The organism is Pseudomonas sp. TH08 (assembly GCF_016651275.1).
Classification (GTDB): Bacteria; Pseudomonadota; Gammaproteobacteria; order Pseudomonadales; family Pseudomonadaceae; genus Aquipseudomonas.
Genome location: NZ_JAEKEE010000001.1, coordinates 1,855,186 through 1,877,802, shown reverse-complemented (window position 1 = coordinate 1,877,802; position 22,617 = coordinate 1,855,186). Strand labels below are relative to the sequence as shown.

Sequence of the window (22,617 nt, the reverse complement as noted above, 5' to 3'; positions counted from 1 at the left end):
CCCCTTTGTGCTCTGGAGACCTCACATGTCTGACTTCTCTGGCTTGCCGCTCGTCATCGAGCCGAGCGACCTGCTCCCGCGTCTCGAGTCACCTGAACTGATTCTGGTGGACCTGACCAGCGCCGCCCGCTACACCGAGGGCCATCTGCCCGGTGCGCGGTTCGTCGATCCGAAACGCACCCAGCTCGGCCAGCCGCCGGCACCGGGACTGCTGCCAGCGAAAGCGGATCTGCAAGCGTTGTTCGGTGAGTTGGGACATCGCCAGGATGCGGTCTACGTAGTCTATGACGACGAAGGTGGCGGCTGGGCCGGGCGCTTCATCTGGCTGCTCGACGTGATCGGTCACGACAAGTATCACTATGTCGATGGCGGTCTGCCGGCGTGGCTGGCGGACGGCATGCCGATGTCGATCCAGGTTCCTGCCGCCGTCGGTGGCCCTGTGGCGCTGACCCTGCATGAAGAACCGACTGCCACGCGCGAATACCTGCAAAGCCGTCTTGGCGCTGCCGATCTGGCAATCTGGGATGCGCGCGGGCCGCTGGAGTATTCCGGTGAGAAAGTGCTGGCCGCCAAGGCCGGGCATATCCCCGGCGCGGTCAATTTCGAATGGACTGCCGGCATGGACAAGGCACGTCAACTGCGGATTCGCACAGACATGCCGCAGATCCTCGAAGACCTCGGGATCACCAAGGACAAAGAAATCATTACCCACTGCCAGACCCATCACCGGTCGGGCTTCACTTATCTGGTGGCCAAGTCCCTCGGTTACCCGCGGGTCAAGGGCTACGCCGGTTCCTGGGGCGAATGGGGCAACCACCCTGACACGCCCGTCGAGATTCAAGGTTTTTAAGGACTATTAATTAATGAAAGAGCGTCTGTTTATCCTCAGCCAGTACCTGCTGCCTCATCACCTGCTGTCGCGCCTGGCCGGCTGCGTTGCCGAGTGCCGTGTGCGCTGGTTCAAGAATGCCTTCACCCAGTGGTTCGCCAAGCGGTACCAGGTGGACATGTCGCAAGCACTGGTCGAAGACCTGACCGCTTACGAGCACTTCAATGCCTTCTTCACCCGCGCCCTGAAAGACGGCGCGCGCCCACTGGACCAGACTCCGGGCGCGATCCTCAGCCCGGCCGACGGTGCCGTCAGCCAACTCGGCCCGATCGAGCACGGTCGCGTGTTCCAGGCCAAGGGCCACAGCTTCAGCGTGCTGGAACTGCTCGGCGGTGACGCGGCCAACGCGGCGCCGTTCATGGGCGGTGACTTCGCGACTATTTACCTGTCGCCGAAGGACTACCACCGCGTGCACATGCCGCTGGCCGGCACCCTGCGCGAAATGGTCTACATCCCGGGCCGGATCTTCTCGGTCAACCAGACCACCGCTGAAAACGTCCCGGAGCTGTTCGCTCGCAACGAACGCGTAGCGTGCATCTTCGACACCGAGCGCGGCCCGATGGCTGTGGTGCTGGTCGGCGCGATGATCGTCGCTTCGATTGAAACCGTATGGGCCGGTCTGGTCACGCCGCCGAAGCGTGAGCTGAAGACCTTCCGCTACGACGAAGCCGCCCGTGCGCCGATCCACTTGGAAAAAGGCGCTGAACTGGGCCGCTTCAAGCTGGGTTCGACAGCCATCGTGCTGTTTGGCCCGGATCAAGTGAAGTGGGCTGAAGAGCTGGTTGCGGGTTCGCCAGTGCAGATGGGCCAAGGCCTGGCACTGCCAAAAGCCTGACCCCCGAAACACGCCGCTCCCCCGTAGGAGCTGCCGCAGGCTGCGATCTGTTGATCTTGTTTTTTACAATCAACATCAAAAGATCGCAGCCTTCGGCAACTCCTACAGGTTGAAAGCCAGCCTGGTCATTTGCTGCTATGGTTTTTGGCATGAGCCAAGCCATCTCCCCTACGCTTTTACGCGCCCCAACGCCAACGCAGACGCGCCTGTCATTCTGCGAAGCCACCCCGCGCGACCTCAAGCGCTGGATCGCCGGCCTACCCAAGGCCAACATTGGCGAAACCGCCCGCCAGTTGTATCAAGGCTTGGGCGAACTCAATCAACTGCTGACCTCCAGTGACAATCGCCTGCAATTGCTCGAATTGCTGCGCCCCGAGGTGTATTACGTTTGCCAGCATCTGCAGCGGCATTTCCTGCATCAGGCGATCATGCTCGACGAGCGCTCGCGCAAGATCAGCAACCTGTGTCAGGCGCTGCAAAGTCAGCTGGCCATCGGCTACAAACAGATCGTCCTGCGCATTGCGCCGAAGTACAGCAAGGATCGCGCGACGCTGCTCGCCACCGCCTTGCAACGGATCGCGCATGCACTCAAGGGTCAACTGGTGCGCGCCACGCAGTTGTATAGCCCGGCGCCGGAACATCTGTGGTTCGAGCTGCATCAGTTGTATCGCACGGCCTGTGAACTGCAGTTGCAACAGCGCCGGCTGCATGACGATCTGGCCAGTCTCACCACAGAATTGAGCCTTGAACAAACCTACATTGCCGCCCTGCTGCTGGGCAGCGCTCGCTGCAATCAGTTGCGCCAGAACCAGATCGCCCGACTGGCTGAAGTGCTCGAGCCGTGGAGTGCCCTGCTCAAACTGCATTCCGGTCGCTCGGACGCAGGCCTGTTTGCGATCAGCCCGGAAATCGACGCTGGGCCGCGCTACCGCACTATGTTTCGCAGCGAACAGCAAGCTGGACTGGTCGGTTTCGATCCGCAACCGCTGGTGAAAACCCTCGAAGCGCATTTAATCCATCAGGACACTTCAACGCCGTTGCCGATCCCGACGGGCCTCAGCTTCGACACCCTGCAACACCTTCACGCGAGCTGGGGTGAGGCCGCCGAACGCAGCTTTCAACGCACTGTAGGCGCAGGCAACCTGACCGTGTGCGTCGGCATGAGCGCCCTGCACTTCTATCTGGGTGGCGAACGTACCTTCAGCGAGTTACTCAAACACCCCGGCGCACGCGCGGCGAACTTCAGCAGCGCTGTGGCCAAGGGTGAAAAGGACAGCTGGAGCCAGGCCTTCGACGCCGCGCCGCAGAGCAACGAACAGTTTTTGCCCTACGAAGAGATTCAATACGATCACTTGGTCGAAGACGACAGCAGCACCGATAGCACGCCGCATTACCCGACTTACGCGTTGCCGGTGATTAACCACAGCCCCGGCGGTTATTGCCTGGCATGGCCTAAAGAGGTGCCGGTCGAATTGCAGGCGGGAGAAATGCTCGGGATTCAGGACAGTGTCAGTCTTGGCTGGAGCATCGCGGTGATCCGCTGGATTCGTCAGGTTCGCGGGGGCGGCACGCACATGGGCATTGAGTTGGTGGCGCCACATGCCGAGCCCTGCGGACTGCAACTGGTGCGTTCGAGCGACGATCACAGTCAGTATTTGCGCGGATTATTACTGCCGGAGATCAGCGCCATCGACTTGCCCGCGACCTTGCTCGCGCCGCGCTTGCCATTTCAGGAAGGCAATAAAGTGCTGATCAACACCCAGGGCGAAGAGCACCGCGCCGGTCTGGATCGACGGGTGGCGAGCACGCACAGTTTCAATCAGTTTGCCTATCGCTCACTGGAGGCCGCGCCGAATGGCGGGAGCGAGGAGGATTTTGATTCGCTGTGGAAGTCGCTTTAGGGGCAACCCAGAAACCTGTGGCGAGGGAGCTTGCTCCCGCTGGGTTGCGAAGCGACCCCCGCTATATCCAGAAAAAGAAGGGGCCTGCTGCGCAGTCCAGCGGGAGCAAGCTCCCTCGCCACAGAGGCCCGCAGCAGGCTCAGAGCTGCCCGTCGCGATCGCGGAAGCCCAGCAGGTACAGCACGCCATCCAGACCCAACGTCGAGATCGCCTGCTTCGCCGACTGCTTGACCAGTGGCTTGGCCCGGAACGCCACGCCCAACCCGGCAATCGCCAGCATCGGCAAATCATTCGCGCCGTCGCCGACCGCGATGGTCTGTTCCAGACGTAAACCTTCCTTGTGCGCCAGTTCTTTCAGCAGATCTGCCTTGCGCTGGGCATCGACAATCGGCTCGATCGCCACGCCGGTGCACTTGCCGTCAACCACTTCCAGCTCGTTGGCGAACACGTAGTCGATGCCAAGTTTGGCCTGCAATTGCTTGGCGAAATAAGTGAAGCCACCGGAAAGGATTGCGGTCTTGTAGCCCAGACGCTTGAGCTCGGCGAACAGCGTTTCGGCGCCCTCGGTCAGACGCAACGAGGCGCCAATCGAATCGAGCACGCTGACATCCAGACCTTTGAGCAAGGCCAGGCGCTCTTTGAAACTGGCGCGGAAGTCCAGTTCGCCGGCCATCGCCCGCTCGGTGATTTCCGAGACCTGCTCACCCACGCCGGCAGCCTTGGCCAGCTCATCGATGACTTCGGCCTCGATCAGGGTCGAGTCCATGTCGAACACCGCCAGACGACGATTGCGACGGAACAGCGAATCTTCCTGGAAGGCGATATCGACGTTCAGCTCTTGCGCAACGCTGAGGAAATCGGCACGCAACGCCTGCGGATCGGCCGCTTCGCCACGTACGGAAAACTCGATGCAGCCCTTGCCCTTGTCAGCTGGCGTGTCCAACGGCATGCGACCCGACAGACGGTCGATGTGGTCGATGTTCAGGCCGTATTTGGCGGTGATCGAACTGACGGCCTGCAATTGGCCGGCGGTCACTTTGCGGGTCAGCAAGGTGACGATGTGGCGTTTCTTGCCCTGATTGCCCACCCATTGCTGGTAATCCTCTTCGGACACCGGAGTGAAGCGCACCTGCTGATCAAGCTCGTAGCCCTTGAACAGGATGTCTTTGAGCACGGACTTGCCTTGCTCGGAGTCGGGAATTTCGACCAGGATGCCAAACGACAGGGTGTCGTGGATCACCGCCTGACCAATGTCGAGGATGTTCACACCACCTTGTGCCAGAACGCCGGTAATGGCTGCCGTCAGACCCGGACGGTCGACTCCCGTGATGTTAATCAGGACGATTTCGCGCAACGCGCACCCCCGCAACTGGAAAAAAACCGCATTCTACCCACTTTCAGTGACCATCGGGCACCGCGAGCGCTTTGCCGGTCTAGGGCCTGTCGCTATACTGCGCGTCAACTTCACGGACAAAAGAGCCGAGCTCAGTGAACCGGCCCACGCCAGTTAAAACCGATAACTTCTTCCTGCTGATCTTCCGTGCACTGCGCCATCGCCGTGTACCGATTGCATTGCGCATTGCTAGCCATAACGTGATCCTGGTCGCTCTGGCCCTGGTCATCTATGCCGGCGTGATGGGTTTGCAATTCAAGCAGGCCATGCACGAGCAGGCCGATGCGCTGGGCGAAAGCCTGACCACGCAGACCGCCACCTCCGCCACGGAGCTGTTGGTGTCCAACGACATCCTCAGCCTCAACGTGCTGCTCAATAACCTGACCAAGAACAAACTGGTGGCCCACGCGGCGATCTATAGCGTGGATAACCGCATCCTCGCCGAATCCGGTCAGCGCCCCAAGCACAGCCTGCTGGGCGAAGCCGAAGGCATGTACGAGAGCAAGATCACTTTCCAGGACGTGACCGCCGGGCAACTGCGCATCAGCCTCGACATGGATCAGTTCCAGCAGCCGATGACCATCAGCCTGCAAAGCATGGGCATCCTCAGTGCGATTCTGTTGGCTCTGTCGCTGGCCTTGAGCCTGCGCATGGGCCGTTACCTGTCAACGCCGCTGCTGCAATTGCGCGTCTGGCTGCGCAATATCGATGAATACACGCCGGGCACGGATCGTCAGGACGAGATCGGCGATCTGGCGCGGCAACTGCACGCCGACTTCGCCCCGGAACCAGCGCCACAGCCTGAGCCTGAGCCGGAACCCGAGTTCGAAGAAGACGACGAGCCTGAGTTCGAAGTGCGCAACCTGCGTGATCCGAGCTTTGACGAAAGCCGTCCGATGGCCGCACAAAAACCGGCGCCACGCCACGTGGTCAGCACCGTTGAAGACGATGAAGACGACGATGCGTTTGCCGATCTGCGCGACGAATCGCTGGACCAGCCCCCGCAACCAACCCTGCGCAAGGCCACGCCAAGTGTTCCGCAACACAGCGCAGTGCTGGCCGTGCAACTTGGCTCGCAGGAACAACTGCGCCGTCTGCCGCGCGCACGCCTGGAAGAGTTGCTGGAGCGCTATCGCGACTGCCTCGATCAGGCCGCTTCGCTGTATCAGGGCGAAATCGAAACCCTCAACGATGGCAGCACGCTGATGCTGTTCCACACCGAAGACAGCGGCGACGATTACCTGACCAATGCGATCTGCTGCGGCGAGTTGCTGCGAGCGCTGGGCCATCAGTTGCAGATTGAAGTCGCGGACAGTGGCATCACCCTGCAATTGCAGTTGGGCCTGACCCTCGGCGATGAGCTATTTGGGCTGAGCCAGATTGATCTGCTGCTGACCGATTCGGCGCAGGACGCACTGGCCTTGTCGCAGCACAGCCGCAACCTGCTGCTGGTTGAACGCAAGATCGGCGACGATGCATTGATCCGTCAGCGTGCGCGGATCCGGCCGATTGCCAGCCCTGAAGGCGCTTGCTGCGTTGAGCGGTTGATGGAGCCTTATCCGTCGATGCTGGAACGGCAACTGGCGCGGATGCATGAGCGCCGGGCTTAAGCCTCAGGCCTGAAACACAGAAGCCCGCAGACGAGTGATTGTCTGCGGGCTTTTTTGTTGCCTATCAGGGCCTCATCGCGAGCAGGCTCACTCCTACAGGGATTATGTGTCGCTCGTAAATCCCCTGTAGGAGTGAGCCTGCTCGCGATAGGGCCAGAACTGACAACGAAGATCTCCAGCCACCAGACACAACAAAGCCCGCACAAGGCGGGCTCTGTCTTGACTCGATCCAGGCTTAGAAGCGGAACACTTCCATGTCTGTCCGAATCGGCGATGCCATCGGTATCTTCGGTTGCTTCTCGGCTTCTGCCGCCGGTGCGGCCGGTTTCGGGGCCGACTTACGCGGTGCTTCAGCCACGGGTGGCTGATTGGCCAACGGTTTCAGCGCCACCGACAATTGCTCGGCCAGACGCTGCAACAAAATCCCTTGCGCCTGCACCTGCGAAGCCGTGCTACCCGCGTGCAACTCTTGCAGATGAATGATGCGGTTATCACGCACCTGACCACGACGGTCGATCAAGCGCCATTGCGCATCGAGGATTGCCGGTTGTTTCTCGCCGGAATCAAGACGCGTGATGGTCAACAATACCTGCACATCCGGAGTGAACCCGGTTGTAGCCGGCGCCAGCACGACTCGTTGGCTGTCCAGATGACCAGCCACCTGACGCATCAGCAACTGATCGATATCCGACGAAAGGCTGCCGGCCCAACGACCATCGGTCGCCGCTTGCAGGCTGCCGTCCGGTTGACGTTGCAGCAGTGTTTCACGTTGCAGGTAATCGGCTACGACTACCGGGCCCAACAAAACCGCCATACCCGCGCTTTGCGCAGGCTGAACCGGACTTCCGCTGTCCAGTTGATACAGCGACACCGGCTGGTGAACGCTGCAACCCGCCAGGCCAAGAACGCCAGCGAGCAACAAAAAAAGTGGAAGGCGCAGAGCAGTCATCATCCCGTCCAGGTGGCCGCCACAAGGCTGACCACAGTGAAAATTCTCAATAAATATGAAGAACGCTCGGCCACGCCGGCGCTTGGAAAGGCCATATCATCCGTGAATATGCGTTCCGACTCCAGCGCCAAAGCGTCGATCTACGCGTTAAATCGTAGATCGAACGCTCTAGGGCGCCTAATTGAGGTTTTCGACGAGCAGCGCATCGACCCGCTGAAAGCCCCTCGGGAGTTTATTCCCGCGACGTCCACGCTCACCTTTGTAGTGTTCGAGGTCCTCGGCTTTCAGTTTGTAAGGGCGTTTACCCGCTTGCAGGATCAACGTAGCGCCTGCGGGGATGACAGCAATGTCCGTGACAAACTCTTCACGGCTGGCGACACGGTCACCCGGAACACCGATGATCTTGTTGCCCTTGCCCTTCGCCAACTGCGGCAAATCGCTGATATTGAAGACCAGCATGCGCCCCTCGCTTGTCACTGCAGCGAGCAAATCATTCTCGCGGTCAGTTACCGGGCGAGGCGCGATAACCTTGGCGTTGTTCGGCAGACTCAACAGGGCTTTACCGGCCTTGTTCTTGGCCTGCAGGTCTTCGCCTTTGACCACGAATCCGTAACCGGCATCGGAAGCGATCACGTACAACGCATCGTCTTCAGGCATCAGCACGCATTCGAAGGTTGCGCCCGGTGGCGGTGTCAGACGACCGGTCAACGGTTCGCCCTGACCACGCGCCGACGGCAGCGTATGCGCGGCGACCGAATAGCTGCGGCCGGTGGAGTCAATAACCACGGCAGACTGGTTGGAACGCCCCGCCGCTGAGGTCTTGAAGCCATCGCCAGCCTTGTACGACAGCCCGGTGGCGTCGATCTCGTGGCCCTTGGCCGAACGAATCCAGCCCTTTTCCGACAGCACAACGGTGACTTTCTCGTTCGGCAGCAGATCGTGTTCGGTCAACGCCTTGGCTTCGGTGCGCTCGACGATTGGCGAACGGCGATCGTCGCCATAGGTTTCGGCGTCCTTGATCAGCTCGGTGCGCACCAGTTTTTTGAGCTTGGCTTCGCTGCCCAGCAGGGCTTGCAGCTTGGCTTGTTCCTTGAGCAGTTCGTCTTGCTCGTCGCGCAGCTTCATCTCTTCCAGTCGCGCCAACTGACGCAGACGGGTGTCGAGGATGTAGTCGGCCTGAATCTCGCTGAGGGCGAAACGCTCGATCAGCTTGGCTTTCGGGTGTTCCTCGGTACGGATGATATGAATCACTTCATCCAGATTGAGGTAGGCGATCAACAAACCGTCCAACAGGTGCAGGCGACGCTCGACCTTGTCGAGGCGGAATTGCAGGCGGCGACGCACGGTCTGCACGCGGAATTCCAGCCATTCGACCAGCAAGGCGCGGAGGTTTTTCAGCTGCGGCTTGCCGTCCAGACCGATGATGTTGACGTTGACCCGATAGGTCGACTCCAGCTCGGTGCTGGCGAACAGGTGCTGCATCAGCGCTTCGTGATCAACACGGCTGTTGACCGGAATGATGACGATGCGGCACGGGTTTTCGTGGTCGGATTCGTCGCGCAGGTCCGCGATCTGCGGGGCTTTCGATGGTTTCGCCTGCATCAGCGCGGCGATCTGTTCCAGCACCTTGGCGCCGGATACCTGGTGCGGCAGCGCGGTGACGATGATGTCGCCGTCCTCGACGTGGTACACGGCGCGCATGCGCACCGAGCCCTTGCCGGTTTCGTACATTTTCAGCAGATCGGCGCGCGGCGTGATGATTTCCGCTTCGGTCGGATAGTCCGGGCCCTGAATGTGTTCGCAGAGCTGCTCGACCGTGGCTTTCGGCTCATCGAGCAAGCGTACGCAAGCGGTGGCGACTTCACGCAGGTTGTGCGGCGGCACGTCGGTGGCCATGCCCACGGCAATACCGGTGGTGCCGTTGAGCAGAATGTTCGGCAGGCGCGCCGGCAGAACCAGCGGTTCCTGCAGGGTGCCGTCGAAGTTCGGGCCCCAGTCGGCGGTGCCCTGGCCCAGCTCGCTGAGCAGCACTTCGGAGTAACGCGACAAGCGCGCTTCGGTGTAACGCATGGCCGCGAAGGACTTCGGATCGTCCGGCGCACCCCAGTTACCCTGGCCGTCGACCAGCGTGTAGCGATAGCTGAATGGCTGGGCCATCAGCACCATCGCTTCGTAGCATGCCGAGTCGCCGTGCGGGTGAAACTTACCAAGCACGTCACCGACGGTACGCGCCGATTTCTTGTGCTTGGAATCGGCGTCCAGCCCCAGCTCGCTCATCGCATAAATGATGCGACGCTGTACCGGTTTCAGACCGTCGCCGATATGCGGCAGTGCACGGTCCATGATCACGTACATGGAGTAGTTGAGGTAGGCACTTTCGGTGAAGTCAGCCAGCGACCGGCGTTCTACACCGTCCAGGCTGAGATCAAGGGGATTGCTCATGCAGGCCTCATCGGTTCGTTGTCTGGCGCAGCAGCATGGTGCCACCGCGCTGAGTAAATTCAAGTTTGTTCAGGGCGCTCATGCCGAGCAGCACCTGATCGCCATGCAGCCCCGGCGCCACCAGTGCGCGGACATCCCGCAGCACGATGTCGCCCAGTTGCAGGCGGTCAATTTTTGTACGATAGCCCTGGCTCAGGCCATTGGCCGTGCTCAGGGTCACACCGAAACCTTCTTCCAGCTTCAAGCGCTTGGCCAGATCCGCCGGGATCGCTACGTCAGTCGCGCCGGTATCGAGCATGAACTCCACCGGTTCACCGTTGATCTGACCGCTGGCGACAAAATGCCCTTGGGCGTTGCCGGCCAGTTTCACTTCGATAAAACCTTCGCCCTGCTCCGAACTGACGACCACGTTCGGGTTCTGCTGGCGTTGTTCCCACTGGCCGAAAAACCGTGTAGCCAGAAACAGCGCCGCGCACCAGGCCAGGATCATGAAAACCCGACCGGCGCGTTTGCCCGGCGGTTGCTGACTCACGGTTTGGCGCTCCAGCCACCCTCAGGCGCGGCAAAGCGCCAGACGATCGGGCGCTTTTCACCGTCGGCACGCGCACCGTCGTTATTGTCGAGGCCGATCCACGCACCCTGCGCATCCACCACCAGAGCTTCCGCCAGACCATAGGCCTGTGAATAACGGCGCTGGGGCTGCAAGGCATCCTCGGCATACGACCAGCACTGCTCGACTTTGGCTGTCACCGCATCGCGGCGGCAAATCTGGAACGCATTACGTTCAAGAGTGAACAGCTTGCCATTGAACAGCGACAGGTCAGCGAAGTCGCGCGTTACGGCGCGGGCCTTGGGAAACTGCGGCGGCTGCATTTCAACGCCCGCTTCGCTCAACAGCACGCAGGCACCGTCGCAATCCCAGACCGTTTGCTGACGCTTTATCTTCAACAGGCCGCGACGCTCGCGCTCCGCAGCCAGCCATAACTGATCACCCGCCGGGTTGATCGCCAAGCCTTCGAACAGGGCGTTGAAGTGCAACAACATGCCGCTGGCGCGGGCTTCTTTCACCAGCATTGGCGAGATTTTCAGCCAGGACGCCGGCCCGCTCGGCGGCACTTGCAGTACCGCCGCGTGAGCTTCGCTGACGATGTAGCGATTGCCGGCGCTGTCGCAGCTAATGCCTTCGAAATCGAGGTCGCCGCCACGAATGAACGAAGCCGCCCAGGTGCGCGAACTCAAGCCCCACGGCAAGCCGCTGTCCGGTACTGGCGGCACATCGATGCGCACGGTTTCCGCCTGCCAAACCTGATCGCGGGTATCGAGACGGTAGATTTGATCATCATCGCGATCAGACACCGTCCACAACTCGTTACCGCAAAGCGCCAGCCCCGACAGGTTGCCGCCGCGCATGCCGTCGACCGGGTGTTCGGCCAGCAGGCGCAACTCTTGTAGCGGCTCGGCCGATACCGTCATCGCACTCAGCAGCAACGCACACGCCAAGGCCCAGCGAGACCGCATCAGGCCAGCACCTCGGCGAGGTTGCCTTTGGATTCGAGCCAGGTCTTGCGGTCACCGGCGCGTTTCTTCGCCAGCAGCATGTCCATCATTTCCGAGGTTTCGGCGAAGTCTTCGCCCAGCGTCAGTTGCACCAGACGCCGAGTGTTCGGGTCCATGGTGGTTTCACGCAACTGCGGCGGGTTCATTTCGCCCAGACCTTTGAATCGGGTGACCTGCGGTTTGCCGCGTTTCTTTTCGGCGACCAGACGGTCGAGAATCCCGTCGCGCTCGGCTTCGTCGAGGGCGTAGTAGATCTCTTTGCCAAGGTCGATACGGTACAGCGGCGGCATGGCGACGTAGACGTGACCGGCATCCACCAACGGGCGGAAATGCTGGACGAACAAGGCGCAGAGCAGCGTCGCAATGTGCAGACCGTCGGAGTCGGCGTCGGCGAGGATGCAGATTTTGCCGTAACGCAGTTGGCTCATGTCGGCTGCGCCCGGATCGACACCGATAGCCACGGCGATGTTGTGTACTTCCTGACTGGCGAGCACTTCGCTGCCGTCGACTTCCCAGGTGTTGAGGATCTTGCCGCGCAACGGCAGGATCGCCTGGAACTCTTTGTCCCGCGCTTGCTTGGCGGAACCGCCAGCGGAGTCACCTTCGACCAGGAACAGCTCGGAACGCATCGGGTCCTGCCCGGCGCAGTCAGCCAGTTTGCCCGGCAGTGCCGGCCCTTGGGTGACGCGTTTGCGCTCGACCTTTTTGCTCGCCTTGAGACGACGGCCGGCGTTGTTGATCGCCAGTTCTGCCAGCGCCAAGCCGGTTTCCGGATTGGCGTTGAGCCACAGGCTGAAAGCATCCTTGACCACACCGGAGACGAACGCCGCCGCTTCACGGGACGACAAGCGCTCTTTGGTCTGGCCGGAGAATTGCGGCTCCTGCATCTTCATCGAAAGGACGAAAGCAATGCGCTCCCAGACGTCTTCCGGCGCCAGCTTGACGCCGCGCGGCAGCAGGCTGCGGAATTCGCAGAACTCGCGCATCGCATCGAGCAAGCCCTGACGCAGACCGTTGACGTGAGTACCGCCCTGCGCCGTCGGGATCAGGTTGACGTAGCTTTCCTGCACCGCGTCGCCACCTTCCGGCAGCCACAGCAGTGCCCAGTCGACCGCTTCTTTATTACCGGCGAAGGCGCCGCAGAACGGTTCGTTCGGCAGACGCTCGAATTCGCTGACCGCATCGACCAGATAGGAACGCAGGCCATCTTCGTAATGCCATTCGATTTTCTCGCCGGTGCCTTTGTCTTCAAAACTGACCAAAAGGCCCGGGCACAGAACAGCCTTGGCCTTGAGCACGTGCTTGAGGCGGCTGATGGAAAATTTCGGTGAATCGAAATATTTAGGGTCCGGCGCAAAGTAAACGCTGGTGCCGGTGTTGCGCTTGCCGACAGTGCCGACGATTTCCAGCTCGGTGGCTTTGTAGCCATCAGCGAAAGTCATCTGGTATTCGTTGCCGTCACGCTTGACGCGCACCCGGACTTCGGTCGACAAGGCGTTGACCACCGAAATACCTACCCCGTGCAGACCGCCGGAGAACTGGTAGTTCTTGTTGGAAAACTTGCCGCCCGCATGGAGTTTGGTGAGGATCAGCTCAACGCCTGAAACACCCTCTTCCGGGTGAATGTCGACCGGCATGCCACGGCCGTCGTCGCTGACTTCCAGCGAGTGGTCGGCGTGCAGGATGACCTGCACCGATTTGGCGTGGCCGGCCAGGGCTTCGTCGACGCTGTTGTCGATGACTTCCTGGGCGAGGTGGTTCGGCCGACTGGTGTCGGTGTACATGCCGGGGCGTTTGCGCACCGGGTCGAGGCCCGAGAGGACTTCGATGGCGTCGGCGTTATAAGAGCTAGCGCTGGGAGTGGCCATAGGGTCTCGTCGTCAGTCATTCATGAAATAGGGGCAAGACTTCACAGTGCGGTGAAATCGATTGCCTGATACAAATCGGCGCCAATGCCGGCAAAACTCAGCAACGCCGGCAATTGCCCGGCAAAACCCTGAAAACCGTGATCGCCGCCGGCCTGGATGCGCAAGGCACAGGCCCGGTAGTACTGCTGGGCGTGGCGATAGTCCAGTGTTTCATCGCCGGTCTGCAACCAGACCTGATAGCGCTGGGAGTCCTGCGGCGCCGGCACTTCCAGTTCGGCCAGGGCCGTCACATGGTCGTGGGTCAATTCCCAGGTTTCATCGGTATACAGGTTTTTCTGCGGGCCCAGATAGCCGTCGAACATCCGGTGCGGGCTGACCGCAGGGTTGACCAGCAGGGCTTTCAGGCCATGGCGCTCGGCCAGGTGAGTCGCATAGTAGCCGCCGAGGGAGCTTCCCACCAGCAGCGGGCTGCCCAGCTCGGCAATCGCTTGCTCCAACTGACCGATGGCTTCGCGCGGATGGTGATGCAGGGCCGGAACCCGCAGTTGCTCGCTCAAACCCAGCCGTTCCATCACCTCGACCAGCTGGCAGGCCTTTTTCGAGGCCGGCGCGCTGTTGAAACCGTGGATATAGAGGATCGAACCGGACATTTGAGCTCCCTGAGTGTCGGCGAAAGATAGCGGAGTTTACAGGGAGTCAGGGAATTCGTGGGTGTTTGTAAGGACGCCTTCGCGAGCAGGCTCGCTCCCACAGGTGTTCGCATTCCAATGTGGGAGCGAGCCTGCTCGCGAAGGCCGCGACGCGGTATTCAATAACCGTTGGAGCCGTAATCGATAGTGAAGGCGAAGTCGGTGACGCGCTCGACGCCGGTTTCCAGCTGGCCATCCGGCAACAGCCGCAACCAGCGATAGCCCGGTGACTGCTCACCGACCTTGAAATCATCACTGCCCGGTTCGAATTGAATGCAGGTCGATGGCGAGGCGATCAGTCGTACGCCATTTCGCTCTCGGTCGATCTCCTGATGCACATGCCCCCACAGCACTGCGCGGGTCTGCGGAAAACGATCCAGCACCTCGAAAAACGCCTCGGGATTGCGCAAGCCGATCGGCTCCATCCACGCGCAACCAATCGACACCGGATGATGGTGCAAGCACACCAGATGATGACGTTCCGGCGCTTCGCTCAGCGAACGGGCCAGCAATTGCAATTGGTCGTCCTGCAAGTAACCCGGCACCGAACCTGGCACAGCCGAATCGAGCAAGGTCACCCGCCAGTTGCCGATGTCGACCACCGACTCCAGCAATGCACTCTGCACCGCCGCTTGCGCCATGATCACAGGTTCGTCGTGATTACCGGGAATCCAGCGGGACGGCGCATCGATCTGCGCGCTCATCTGGCGAAACTGCTGATACGACTCCAGCGTACCGTCCTGGGAAATATCGCCCGTGGCCAGAATCAAGTCGATCTGCGGCTGCTGCCCCAACACCAGTTCGATGACCTTTTGCAGGCTGTCGCGGGTGTTCATGCCCAGCAGCGTGCCGTCCGCTTCAGCGAACAAATGGCTGTCGGACAACTGCACCAGCAGCGCCGGATCGGCGGTGGTCAACGTGGATACGCTCGGCAAGGCGTTCTCCCAAGGCAAAAGCACGGAATCGATCAAGTGGCGCAATTATGCTGGGGGATCACTGAAAGAGGAAACCGCCGAACCGGACGCAGTTCACAACTAGCGAACGACTTCGTACTCATGCCCCAACGCCAGGCAATGGCTCAACCACTCCCCCAGGAACAGATTGAGCTGAGCCTTTTCATCGGGCTGATGCATCGCGGCGTTCGGGTAAGGATAGATGCCGCGAAAGCGTCGCGCATGTTCGGCACTGACCACTTCGGCCATGCGCGCATCGTGATAGACCTGCACTTCCAGTTGCGGCACCGGCAGCCACGGCAGGCTGTGTTCCTGACGCACTTGCAAGGTCGTGGTGTACGGGCAGGCCTGCAGCACTTCGAGGGCCAGCACGCCGAGCATCTGCTCGCCCTGGGTCACGGCAATGCGCCGCGCCTCGGGTTCGTTGCGCATGTCCGGCAACAGTCGCATCAGGCGCGCGTAGTTGGCCTCGCAGGCGGCTTGCAGCCCCACGAGGTCTACTCGATAACGATCGCGCAGCTTGTTTACAACCATAACCCCCTCACTTCGGCGCGGTTCAGCGCCAGCCATTGCAACGCGATGATGCTTGCAGCGTTGGCTATGCGTCCGTCGCGTACGGCTTGCAAGGCATCTTCGAATGCCCAGACCGTGACGCGGATATCTTCTGCCTCTTCCTCCAGCCCATGCAGGCCGCCTACACCGTCGGTGCTGCAACGCCCCAGATATAAATGCACAAACTCGTTGCTGCCGCCCGGCGACGGGAAATATTTGGTCATCGGCCACAGGGCCTTGATGTCCAGCCCAGCTTCCTCCTGCGCCTCGCGGTGAGCAACTTCTTCCGGTTGTTCATCCTTGTCGATCAGACCGGCGACCAGTTCGACCAGCCACGGGTTGTCGGTCTTGCCCATGGCGCCAACGCGAAACTGCTCGATCAGCACCACTTCGTCGCGCTGCGGATCGTAGGGCAGCATGCACACGGCATCGTGACGGACAAAGACTTCACGGTTGATCTCGCGGCTCATGCCCCCTGCGAACAGTTCATGGCGCAGGTGCAAACGGTCGAGCTTGTAAAAGCCTTCGTAGCAGCGCTCGCGTCGCACGACGTCGACGGTGGTCGGAATGGCGTTGGCAAAATCAGTCATAAGCATCCTCTTTACTGCACATCCATTACGAGGTTGTGGTCTGTGACTGGCAACCTCGACTTCGCGCCATCCTAACGCGCCCGCACCGTTTGATGCAGCCCCTTTACCGTCAGCGGGATGGACGGTGAAGGCGAAACCCACTCTAATTAGCTTAGTGGCGAACTGACTGCTTCTGCGAGAGTCGAAGCGGATATCTTTTTGCCTTCCCCTGTTTCAGAAAGGACGCCCATGTCGCTTTTCAAAATTGCCTCCGTGGCCGCCATTGCCCTGACCCTGGGCGCGTGCGCGAGCCTGTTCCAGCCCAACTACCGCTCGCCGCTGGAGACCACGCGCGATGCGTCGGAACAGCTCAAGCCTGGCTGTTCCAACCCTGATTGCCCGCTGGTGAACATCGATACGCTGCGCTTCCCGGCGGAACCTGCGCTGGACGGCATCATTGAAAAACGCCTGCTGCAAATGACCCGTACCGAGGCGAACGCACCGGTTGCGCCAACGCTGGCGGCTTATCGCGGGCAGTTTCTGGCGAGCGCCGGCCCACGCAACAGCAGTTACCTGCAAGCGAAAGTACGCGAGCAGCATGACGGCTTGGTGATCATCGAGTTGTCGAGCTACCTCGACACCGGCGGCGCCCATGGCACCCCGGGTCGCGGTTTCATCAACTATTCGCGCCAGCAGCACAAGGTGCTGAACCTGTCCGACATGCTGGTGCCGGGCCAGGAAGACGCATTCTGGAAGGCGGCGCAAGTGGCGCACAACAGCTGGTTGATCAGCACCAAGCTCGATCAGGAAGCGGAGTTCGTGTCGAGCTGGCCGTTCAAGAAAACCCCGAACGTGGCGCTGACCTACGGCGGCGTGATCCTCAAGTACGACGTGAGCACCATCGCGCCTTACGCGCTGGGCCACGTCGAACTGAAGATCCCTTACCCACGCCTGAACGGCATTCTCAAGCCCGAGCTGTTTCCCGGCCGTAACTGAAGGCCCGGCCCAGCACTAGCTGCAACAGCCCTGCCAGCACCAGCGCCGGCAGGGTCGCGCCGACATCAGGATACAAATTGGCCAGCAAGTGATAGGTGCTGACGCCACCCAGCCAGGCCAGCAGCGCCGGCCAGCGCAAGGCGGCCGATGCAACCTGGCCACTGCGTTTGCGCAGGATGAAGTGATCCACCAGCACCACGCCGAACAGCGGCGCAAACACCGAGCCGATCAGCAGCAGGAAATTCTGGTACTGCGCCAACGGCGCCAGCAATGCGATCAGCGTGCAGATCACGCCGATGGCCAAGGCCAGATGCTCGACTTTCAGGCGCAACAGAATCCCGCTGGAAACCGCTGCCGAGTGAATGTCGGCGAAAGCGTTTTCCGACTCATCCAGCAGAATCAGCAGCAGCGGAATGCCCAGACCGGCGCCGGCCAGTGCCAGCAGTAGCGCATTGACTTCACCGCTCGGCGCGAATGCCAGTGTGTAGGCAACGCCGAGGCTCATCAGCCAGAAATTGCCGATGAAGAAGCCGACGGCAGTGCCACCGAAAACGTTCTTTGCCCGTTTGCCGAATCGCGAGTAATCGGCAATCAGCGGCAACCACGACAGCGGCATGGCGATGGCAATGTCGAAGCCCACGGCGAATGGCATCGAACCGTCACCGGCGCGGGACCAGAGAGCAGCCAGATCAGCCTTGGCGAAGAGGTTCCAGGTCAGCCAGATGCAGGCGGCCAATATCAGCCAGATGCCCCATTTGCGCAGGACCTTGCGTACAAACGTCAGTGGCCCGCTAACCGCGAGCAGGGTCGCCAGTGCGCCGAAGCACAACGTCCACAGCATCGGGCTGGCCCACAGCGAACCTTCGCTGAATGCGCGGGTGCCGAGCAGGCTGGCAGCGTCGCGCATGACGATGATTTCGAACGAGCCCCAACCGATCAGTTGCAGCAAGTTGAGCAGCGCCGGCAGGCTCGCGCCTTTGCTGCCGAGGCTGAGTTTGAGTGCGGCCATGGAGGACAGGCCGGTGTCGCTGCCGATCACGCCAACAGCGGCCAGCAGCAAAACGCCGACCAGTGTGCCGAGGAAAATCGCCAGCAACGAACCCGACAGGCCCAGACCCGGCGCGAGCAATGCGCCGGTCTGCAAGACCATCAGGCCGATGCCAAGGGAGAACCACAGGGAAAACAGGTCACGACCGCCGAATACACGCTTCTCGGCGGGCACGGCGAGATCGGGGGAATAGGTGCTGGGTTGAATGCTCAAGGGTGTCATCTCAGAGGGACATTTGTTGTTGTGTTGATCAAGCTGCCCTCTTGTGGCGAGGGGATTTAGCGAAACGTCGCACCGCCCCGATCGACTGCGCAGCAGTCGCAACTTTGAGAACCGGGTCTTTCAGATGTACCGCATTCTCAGATTTTGGGGCCGCTTCGCAACCCATCGGGGATAAATCCCCTCACCACAAAAGATCAGCTAGGGATCAAACCTTTTTGTACAGCTGACTGCCTTCCTTCTTGAACCGCGCGGCCTGTTCCGCAAGGCCTTGGGCGACATCCACGTCGACCGCTTCGATCCGTTGGTTGGCCGCGTATTCGCGGACTTCCTGAGTGATCTTCATCGAGCAGAATTTCGGCCCGCACATCGAACAGAAGTGCGCGACCTTCGCCGAATCCTTCGGCAGGGTTTCATCGTGATAGGAACGGGCGGTGTCCGGATCGAGACCGAGGTTGAACTGGTCTTCCCAACGGAATTCGAAACGCGCCTTGCTCAACGCGTTGTCGCGAATCTGCGCGCCCGGATGTCCCTTCGCAAGGTCGGCGGCATGCGCGGCGATCTTGTAAGTGATGATCCCGGTTTTCACGTCATCCTTGTTCGGCAGACCCAAGTGCTCCTTCGGCGTCACGTAGCAAAGCATGGCGCAACCGAACCAGCCGATCATTGCCGCACCAATACCGGAAGTGATGTGGTCGTAGCCCGGCGCGATGTCGGTGGTCAGCGGGCCGAGGGTGTAGAACGGCGCCTCATCGCAGCACTCGAGCTGCTTGTCCATGTTCTCTTTGATCAACTGCATCGGCACGTGACCCGGGCCTTCGATCATGCACTGCACGTCATGTTTCCAGGCGATCTTGGTCAGCTCGCCGAGGGTCTCCAGTTCGCCAAATTGCGCTTCATCGTTGGCGTCGGCAATCGAGCCAGGACGCAGGCCGTCGCCCAGCGAGAAGCTGACGTCGTAGGCCTTCATGATTTCGCAGATTTCGTCGAAGTGGGTGTAGAGGAAGTTCTCTTTGTGGTGCGCCAGGCACCACTTGGCCATGATCGAACCGCCACGGGAAACGATGCCTGTCACACGCTTGGCGGTCAGCGGCACGTAGCGCAGCAACACGCCAGCATGGATGGTGAAGTAGTCGACGCCCTGCTCGGCCTGCTCGATCAGCGTGTCGCGGAACAGCTCCCAGGTCAGGTCTTCAGCGACGCCGTTGACCTTCTCCAGCGCTTGATAGATCGGCACGGTACCGATCGGCACTGGCGAGTTACGGATGATCCACTCACGGGTTTCATGGATGTGTTTACCGGTGGACAAGTCCATCACGGTGTCCGAACCCCAACGAATGCCCCAGGTCAGTTTCGCCACTTCTTCTTCGATCGAAGAACCCAGAGCACTGTTGCCGATGTTGCCGTTGATCTTCACCAGGAAGTTACGGCCGATGATCATCGGTTCCAGTTCGACGTGGTTGATGTTGGCCGGAATGATCGCACGGCCACGGGCGATTTCTTCGCGGACGAACTCGGCGGTGATTTCTTTCGGGATGCTCGCGCCGAAGCTGTGACCGGCGTGTTGCTGAGTTAACAGACCGGCAGCGCGGGCCTCTTGCAGCTTCATGTTTTCGCGGATGGCAACGTATTCCATCTCGGCGGTGATGATGCCCTGACGCGCGTAGTGCATCTGGCTGACGTTGGCCCCGGCCTTGGCGCGGCGCGGGTTGTTGACGTGGGCGAAGCGCAGTTTGGTCAGCTCGGCATCGGCCAGGCGCTGCTGGCCGAAGTTCGAGCTCAGACCGGCCAGGCGCTCGGTGTCACCACGGTCGTCGATCCACGCCGAACGCACATCGCCCAGGCCTTTGCGCACATCGATGACCACGTTCGGATCAGTGTACGGACCCGAGGTGTCGTAAACGGTGACTGGCGCGTTGATTTCGCCGCCGAAGTCGGTCGGGGTCACGTCGAGGGAGATTTCGCGCATCGGCACGCGGATGTCCGGGCGAGAGCCCTGAACGTAGACTTTTTGCGAACGTGTGAACGGCTTGACCGATTGCTCGTCGACCTTGGCCGAGTCACTCAGGTTGATCGCGTTTTTTGATTTTGTAGTGGTCATCACGGGCTCTCCAGACAGCATCCAGGCAGTGGATTGTCGGAGCAGAACCTGAAAGGCACGGACGCACCAGGACTGGTGCTGTGCATCGTCGTCGAGCGTTCGATTGTCGAACAATTTCCCGGACGAAGCACAAGAGGACTCGCCGGGTGACGAGAAATCTTGTTCCCTACGCAGGCGCTAACCTGATCAGGTTCAACGGGATCCGAAATTATTCGATCTCAGCCTCATAGCAAGGCACCCCGACAAGAACCCGGCCAGTCTAGACACAACTGGCAAAGAACGCCAACACCGCGGCAAACACCATGATGAATGGCGCAATTGGCAGGACTTGCAGGATTGTTGCCGCCGCAATGCACAACTACACTCGCCTAGCCCCGCTGCGCCTTGACGCTGCGGGGGCCGCGCCGTAGCCTTGGCGCGCACATTATTTCCATAATATTCATGCTAGGGATCGCCTCATGCTGCGCAAACTTTCACTGGCTGTTGCCGTGTCTTGTGCGTCCAACGCAATGGCCTGGGCAGCAGAAGCGCCCTTGTCGACCAAAACCGATCTGGTCAGCGTCTATCAGGAAGCGGTCGACAACAACGCCGATCTGGCCGCCGCCCGCGCCCAGTACGGCGCACAGAAAGAAGTGGTGCCGCAGGCCCGCGCAGGACTGCTGCCGAATCTGTCCGGCGGTGCCGAAACAGCCAACGTGCGTACCTCGATCGATCAGCCATCGGCCATCGCCAATCGCAGCGCTCACTCATATCAGGCGACCCTCGCTCAACCGTTGTTCCGTGCCGATCGCTGGTTCCAGTACCAGGCCGCCAAGGACGTCAACGAGCAAGCCGCGCTGCAACTCTCGGCGACGGAACAGAACCTGATCCTGCAATCGGCCGAAAATTATTTCAACGTCCTGCGCAGCCAAGACAACTTGGCCTCGACCAAGGCTGAAGAAGCCGCGTTCAAGCGCCAGCTCGACCAGTCCAACGAGCGCTTCGATGTCGGCCTGTCGGACAAGACCGACGTCCTGCAATCGCAAGCCAGTTACGACACCGCACGGGCCAACCGCATCGTCGCTCAGCGTCAGGTCGACGACGCCTTCGAAGCGCTGATCACCCTGACCAACCGTCAGTACAACTCGATTCAGGGCATCGTCCACACCCTGCCGATCCTGCCGCCGGCGCCGAACGACGCCAAGGCCTGGGTCGATACCGCGGCGAAACAGAACCTGAATCTGCTCGCCAGCAACTTTGCCGTCAGCTCGGCCGAAGAAACCTTGAAACAGCGAAAGGCCGGCCACCTGCCGACCCTGGATGCCGTAGCGAAATACGAAAAAGGCGACAACGATGCTCTCGGTTTCGCCAACCCGAACGCCTTCGGCGCGCCGTACGGTGGCAACGTCGAGCAAACCACGCTGGCCCTGCAACTGAACATCCCGATCTACAGCGGCGGGCTGACCAGTTCGCAGGTGCGCCAGTCGTATGCGCAACTGGATCAGAGCGAGCAACAGCGTGAGTCCCTGCGCCGGCAAGTGGTGGAAAACACCCGCAACCTGCACCGAGCGGTGAACACCGACGTCGAGCAGGTACAGGCACGCAAGCAATCGATCATCTCCAACCAGAGCGCGGTGGAAGCCACGGAAATCGGTTATCAGGTGGGTACGCGCAACATCGTTGATGTGCTCGATGCGCAACGTCAGCTGTACACCTCGGTGCGCAACTACAACAACACGCGTTATGACTACATCCTCGACAACCTGCGTTTGAAGCAGGCGGCGGGGACGTTGAATCCTGGGGATCTGGAAGATCTGCGGCGTTATCTGAAGGCCGACTACAACCCGGACAAGGACTTCCTGCCACCGGATCTGGCCAAGGCAGCCGAGGCACAGCTCAAGGCAAGGCCTTAAAAGCAAAAACCCGCAGCCTTTGGCAGTGCCTACATGGATATGTAGATGCTGCCAGATGTGGTGAGGGGATTTATCCCCGACCGACTGCGCAGCGGTCGTAAATCCGGTAATGGTAACGCGGTGAATGAGTTTGGGGCCGCTTCGCAGCCCATCG

At 60.6% G+C, this 22,617-nt stretch carries 18 protein-coding genes and 1 riboswitch; of the genes, 6 read left to right on the top strand and 12 right to left on the bottom strand.

Annotation, left to right across the window (positions count from 1 at the left end):
- Nucleotides 1–25: 25 nt before the first annotated feature.
- The 3 genes from rhdA to JFT91_RS08635 all read left to right on the top strand — a co-directional run bounded on the left by rhdA (nt 26) and on the right by JFT91_RS08635 (nt 3,625).
- Nucleotides 26–850, top strand: a complete 825-nt coding sequence (rhdA, locus tag JFT91_RS08645; protein ID WP_201230244.1) for a thiosulfate sulfurtransferase — start codon at nt 26–28, stop codon at nt 848–850.
- Between the two features lie 13 nt (nt 851–863).
- Nucleotides 864–1,724 carry an archaetidylserine decarboxylase gene (gene asd / locus JFT91_RS08640; protein WP_122661074.1) on the top strand — a complete coding sequence of 287 codons (861 nt, stop codon included), beginning with the start codon at nt 864–866 and terminating at the stop codon, nt 1,722–1,724.
- 149 nt (nt 1,725–1,873) lie between these two features.
- Nucleotides 1,874–3,625, top strand: a complete 1,752-nt coding sequence (locus tag JFT91_RS08635; protein ID WP_242489231.1) for a cyclic-di-GMP receptor FimW-related protein — start codon at nt 1,874–1,876, stop codon at nt 3,623–3,625.
- 139 nt (nt 3,626–3,764) lie between these two features.
- On the opposite strand, the gene serB is transcribed toward JFT91_RS08635, so the two are convergent.
- Nucleotides 3,765–4,979, bottom strand: coding sequence for a phosphoserine phosphatase SerB (gene serB / locus JFT91_RS08630; protein WP_201232108.1), 1,215 nt, complete (start codon nt 4,977–4,979; stop codon nt 3,765–3,767).
- Between the two features lie 134 nt (nt 4,980–5,113).
- On the opposite strand from serB, the gene JFT91_RS08625 reads away from it, so the two are divergent.
- A complete protein-coding gene (locus tag JFT91_RS08625; RefSeq protein ID WP_201230237.1) occupies nt 5,114–6,628 on the top strand; it encodes an AhpA/YtjB family protein in 1,515 nt (504 codons plus the stop codon).
- 235 nt (nt 6,629–6,863) lie between these two features.
- Here the strand turns inward: JFT91_RS08625 and JFT91_RS08620 are convergent, their stop codons facing one another.
- The 9 genes from JFT91_RS08620 to JFT91_RS08580 all read right to left on the bottom strand — a co-directional run bounded on the left by JFT91_RS08620 (nt 6,864) and on the right by JFT91_RS08580 (nt 16,228).
- Nucleotides 6,864–7,577 carry a PqiC family protein gene (locus tag JFT91_RS08620; protein ID WP_201230235.1) on the bottom strand — a complete coding sequence of 238 codons (714 nt, stop codon included), beginning with the start codon at nt 7,575–7,577 and terminating at the stop codon, nt 6,864–6,866.
- A gap of 177 nt (nt 7,578–7,754) precedes the next feature.
- On the bottom strand, nt 7,755–10,019 hold the full coding sequence (parC, locus tag JFT91_RS08615; RefSeq protein ID WP_201230227.1) for a DNA topoisomerase IV subunit A: 2,265 nt from the start codon (nt 10,017–10,019) through the stop codon (nt 7,755–7,757).
- Nucleotides 10,020–10,026: 7 nt separating this feature from the next.
- Entirely contained in the window at nt 10,027–10,551 is a 525-nt protein-coding gene (locus JFT91_RS08610; protein ID WP_201148307.1) for a retropepsin-like aspartic protease family protein, read from the bottom strand.
- A complete protein-coding gene (locus JFT91_RS08605; RefSeq protein ID WP_201230217.1) occupies nt 10,548–11,537 on the bottom strand; it encodes an esterase-like activity of phytase family protein in 990 nt (329 codons plus the stop codon). The genes JFT91_RS08610 and JFT91_RS08605 overlap by 4 nt, the downstream gene beginning before the upstream one ends.
- Nucleotides 11,537–13,444 carry a DNA topoisomerase IV subunit B gene (gene parE, locus JFT91_RS08600; protein WP_201148305.1) on the bottom strand — a complete coding sequence of 636 codons (1,908 nt, stop codon included), beginning with the start codon at nt 13,442–13,444 and terminating at the stop codon, nt 11,537–11,539. The genes JFT91_RS08605 and parE overlap by 1 nt, the downstream gene beginning before the upstream one ends.
- Nucleotides 13,445–13,485: 41 nt before the next feature.
- Entirely contained in the window at nt 13,486–14,094 is a 609-nt protein-coding gene (locus tag JFT91_RS08595; protein WP_201230215.1) for a YqiA/YcfP family alpha/beta fold hydrolase, read from the bottom strand.
- 158 nt (nt 14,095–14,252) lie between these two features.
- Nucleotides 14,253–15,068, bottom strand: coding sequence for a 3',5'-cyclic-AMP phosphodiesterase (cpdA, locus tag JFT91_RS08590; protein WP_201232107.1), 816 nt, complete (start codon nt 15,066–15,068; stop codon nt 14,253–14,255).
- 99 nt (nt 15,069–15,167) lie between these two features.
- Nucleotides 15,168–15,620: a DUF1249 domain-containing protein gene (locus tag JFT91_RS08585; protein WP_008079245.1), complete on the bottom strand. Its 453-nt coding sequence runs from the start codon at nt 15,618–15,620 to the stop codon at nt 15,168–15,170.
- Entirely contained in the window at nt 15,611–16,228 is a 618-nt protein-coding gene (locus JFT91_RS08580; RefSeq protein WP_201232106.1) for an NUDIX domain-containing protein, read from the bottom strand. Before JFT91_RS08580 ends, JFT91_RS08585 begins: the two co-directional genes overlap by 10 nt.
- 228 nt (nt 16,229–16,456) lie before the next feature.
- Between JFT91_RS08580 and JFT91_RS08575 the strand changes: the two genes are divergently transcribed.
- Entirely contained in the window at nt 16,457–17,203 is a 747-nt protein-coding gene (locus JFT91_RS08575) for an RsiV family protein (RefSeq protein WP_201232105.1), read from the top strand.
- Here JFT91_RS08575 and cytX read toward each other — a convergent pair.
- Nucleotides 17,172–18,464 (bottom strand): putative hydroxymethylpyrimidine transporter CytX, encoded by a 1,293-nt coding sequence (gene cytX / locus JFT91_RS08570; RefSeq protein ID WP_201232104.1) that lies wholly within the window; start codon nt 18,462–18,464, stop codon nt 17,172–17,174. The two genes, JFT91_RS08575 and cytX, sit on opposite strands and share 32 nt — an antisense overlap.
- A gap of 214 nt (nt 18,465–18,678) precedes the next feature.
- On the bottom strand, nt 18,679–20,571 hold the full coding sequence (thiC, locus tag JFT91_RS08565; RefSeq protein ID WP_201232103.1) for a phosphomethylpyrimidine synthase ThiC: 1,893 nt from the start codon (nt 20,569–20,571) through the stop codon (nt 18,679–18,681).
- A gap of 146 nt (nt 20,572–20,717) precedes the next feature.
- Nucleotides 20,718–20,823: riboswitch (TPP riboswitch) on the bottom strand.
- A gap of 206 nt (nt 20,824–21,029) precedes the next feature.
- Between thiC and JFT91_RS08560 the strand changes: the two genes are divergently transcribed.
- Nucleotides 21,030–22,463 (top strand): TolC family outer membrane protein, encoded by a 1,434-nt coding sequence (locus tag JFT91_RS08560; RefSeq protein WP_201230204.1) that lies wholly within the window; start codon nt 21,030–21,032, stop codon nt 22,461–22,463.
- Nucleotides 22,464–22,617 lie beyond the last annotated feature (154 nt).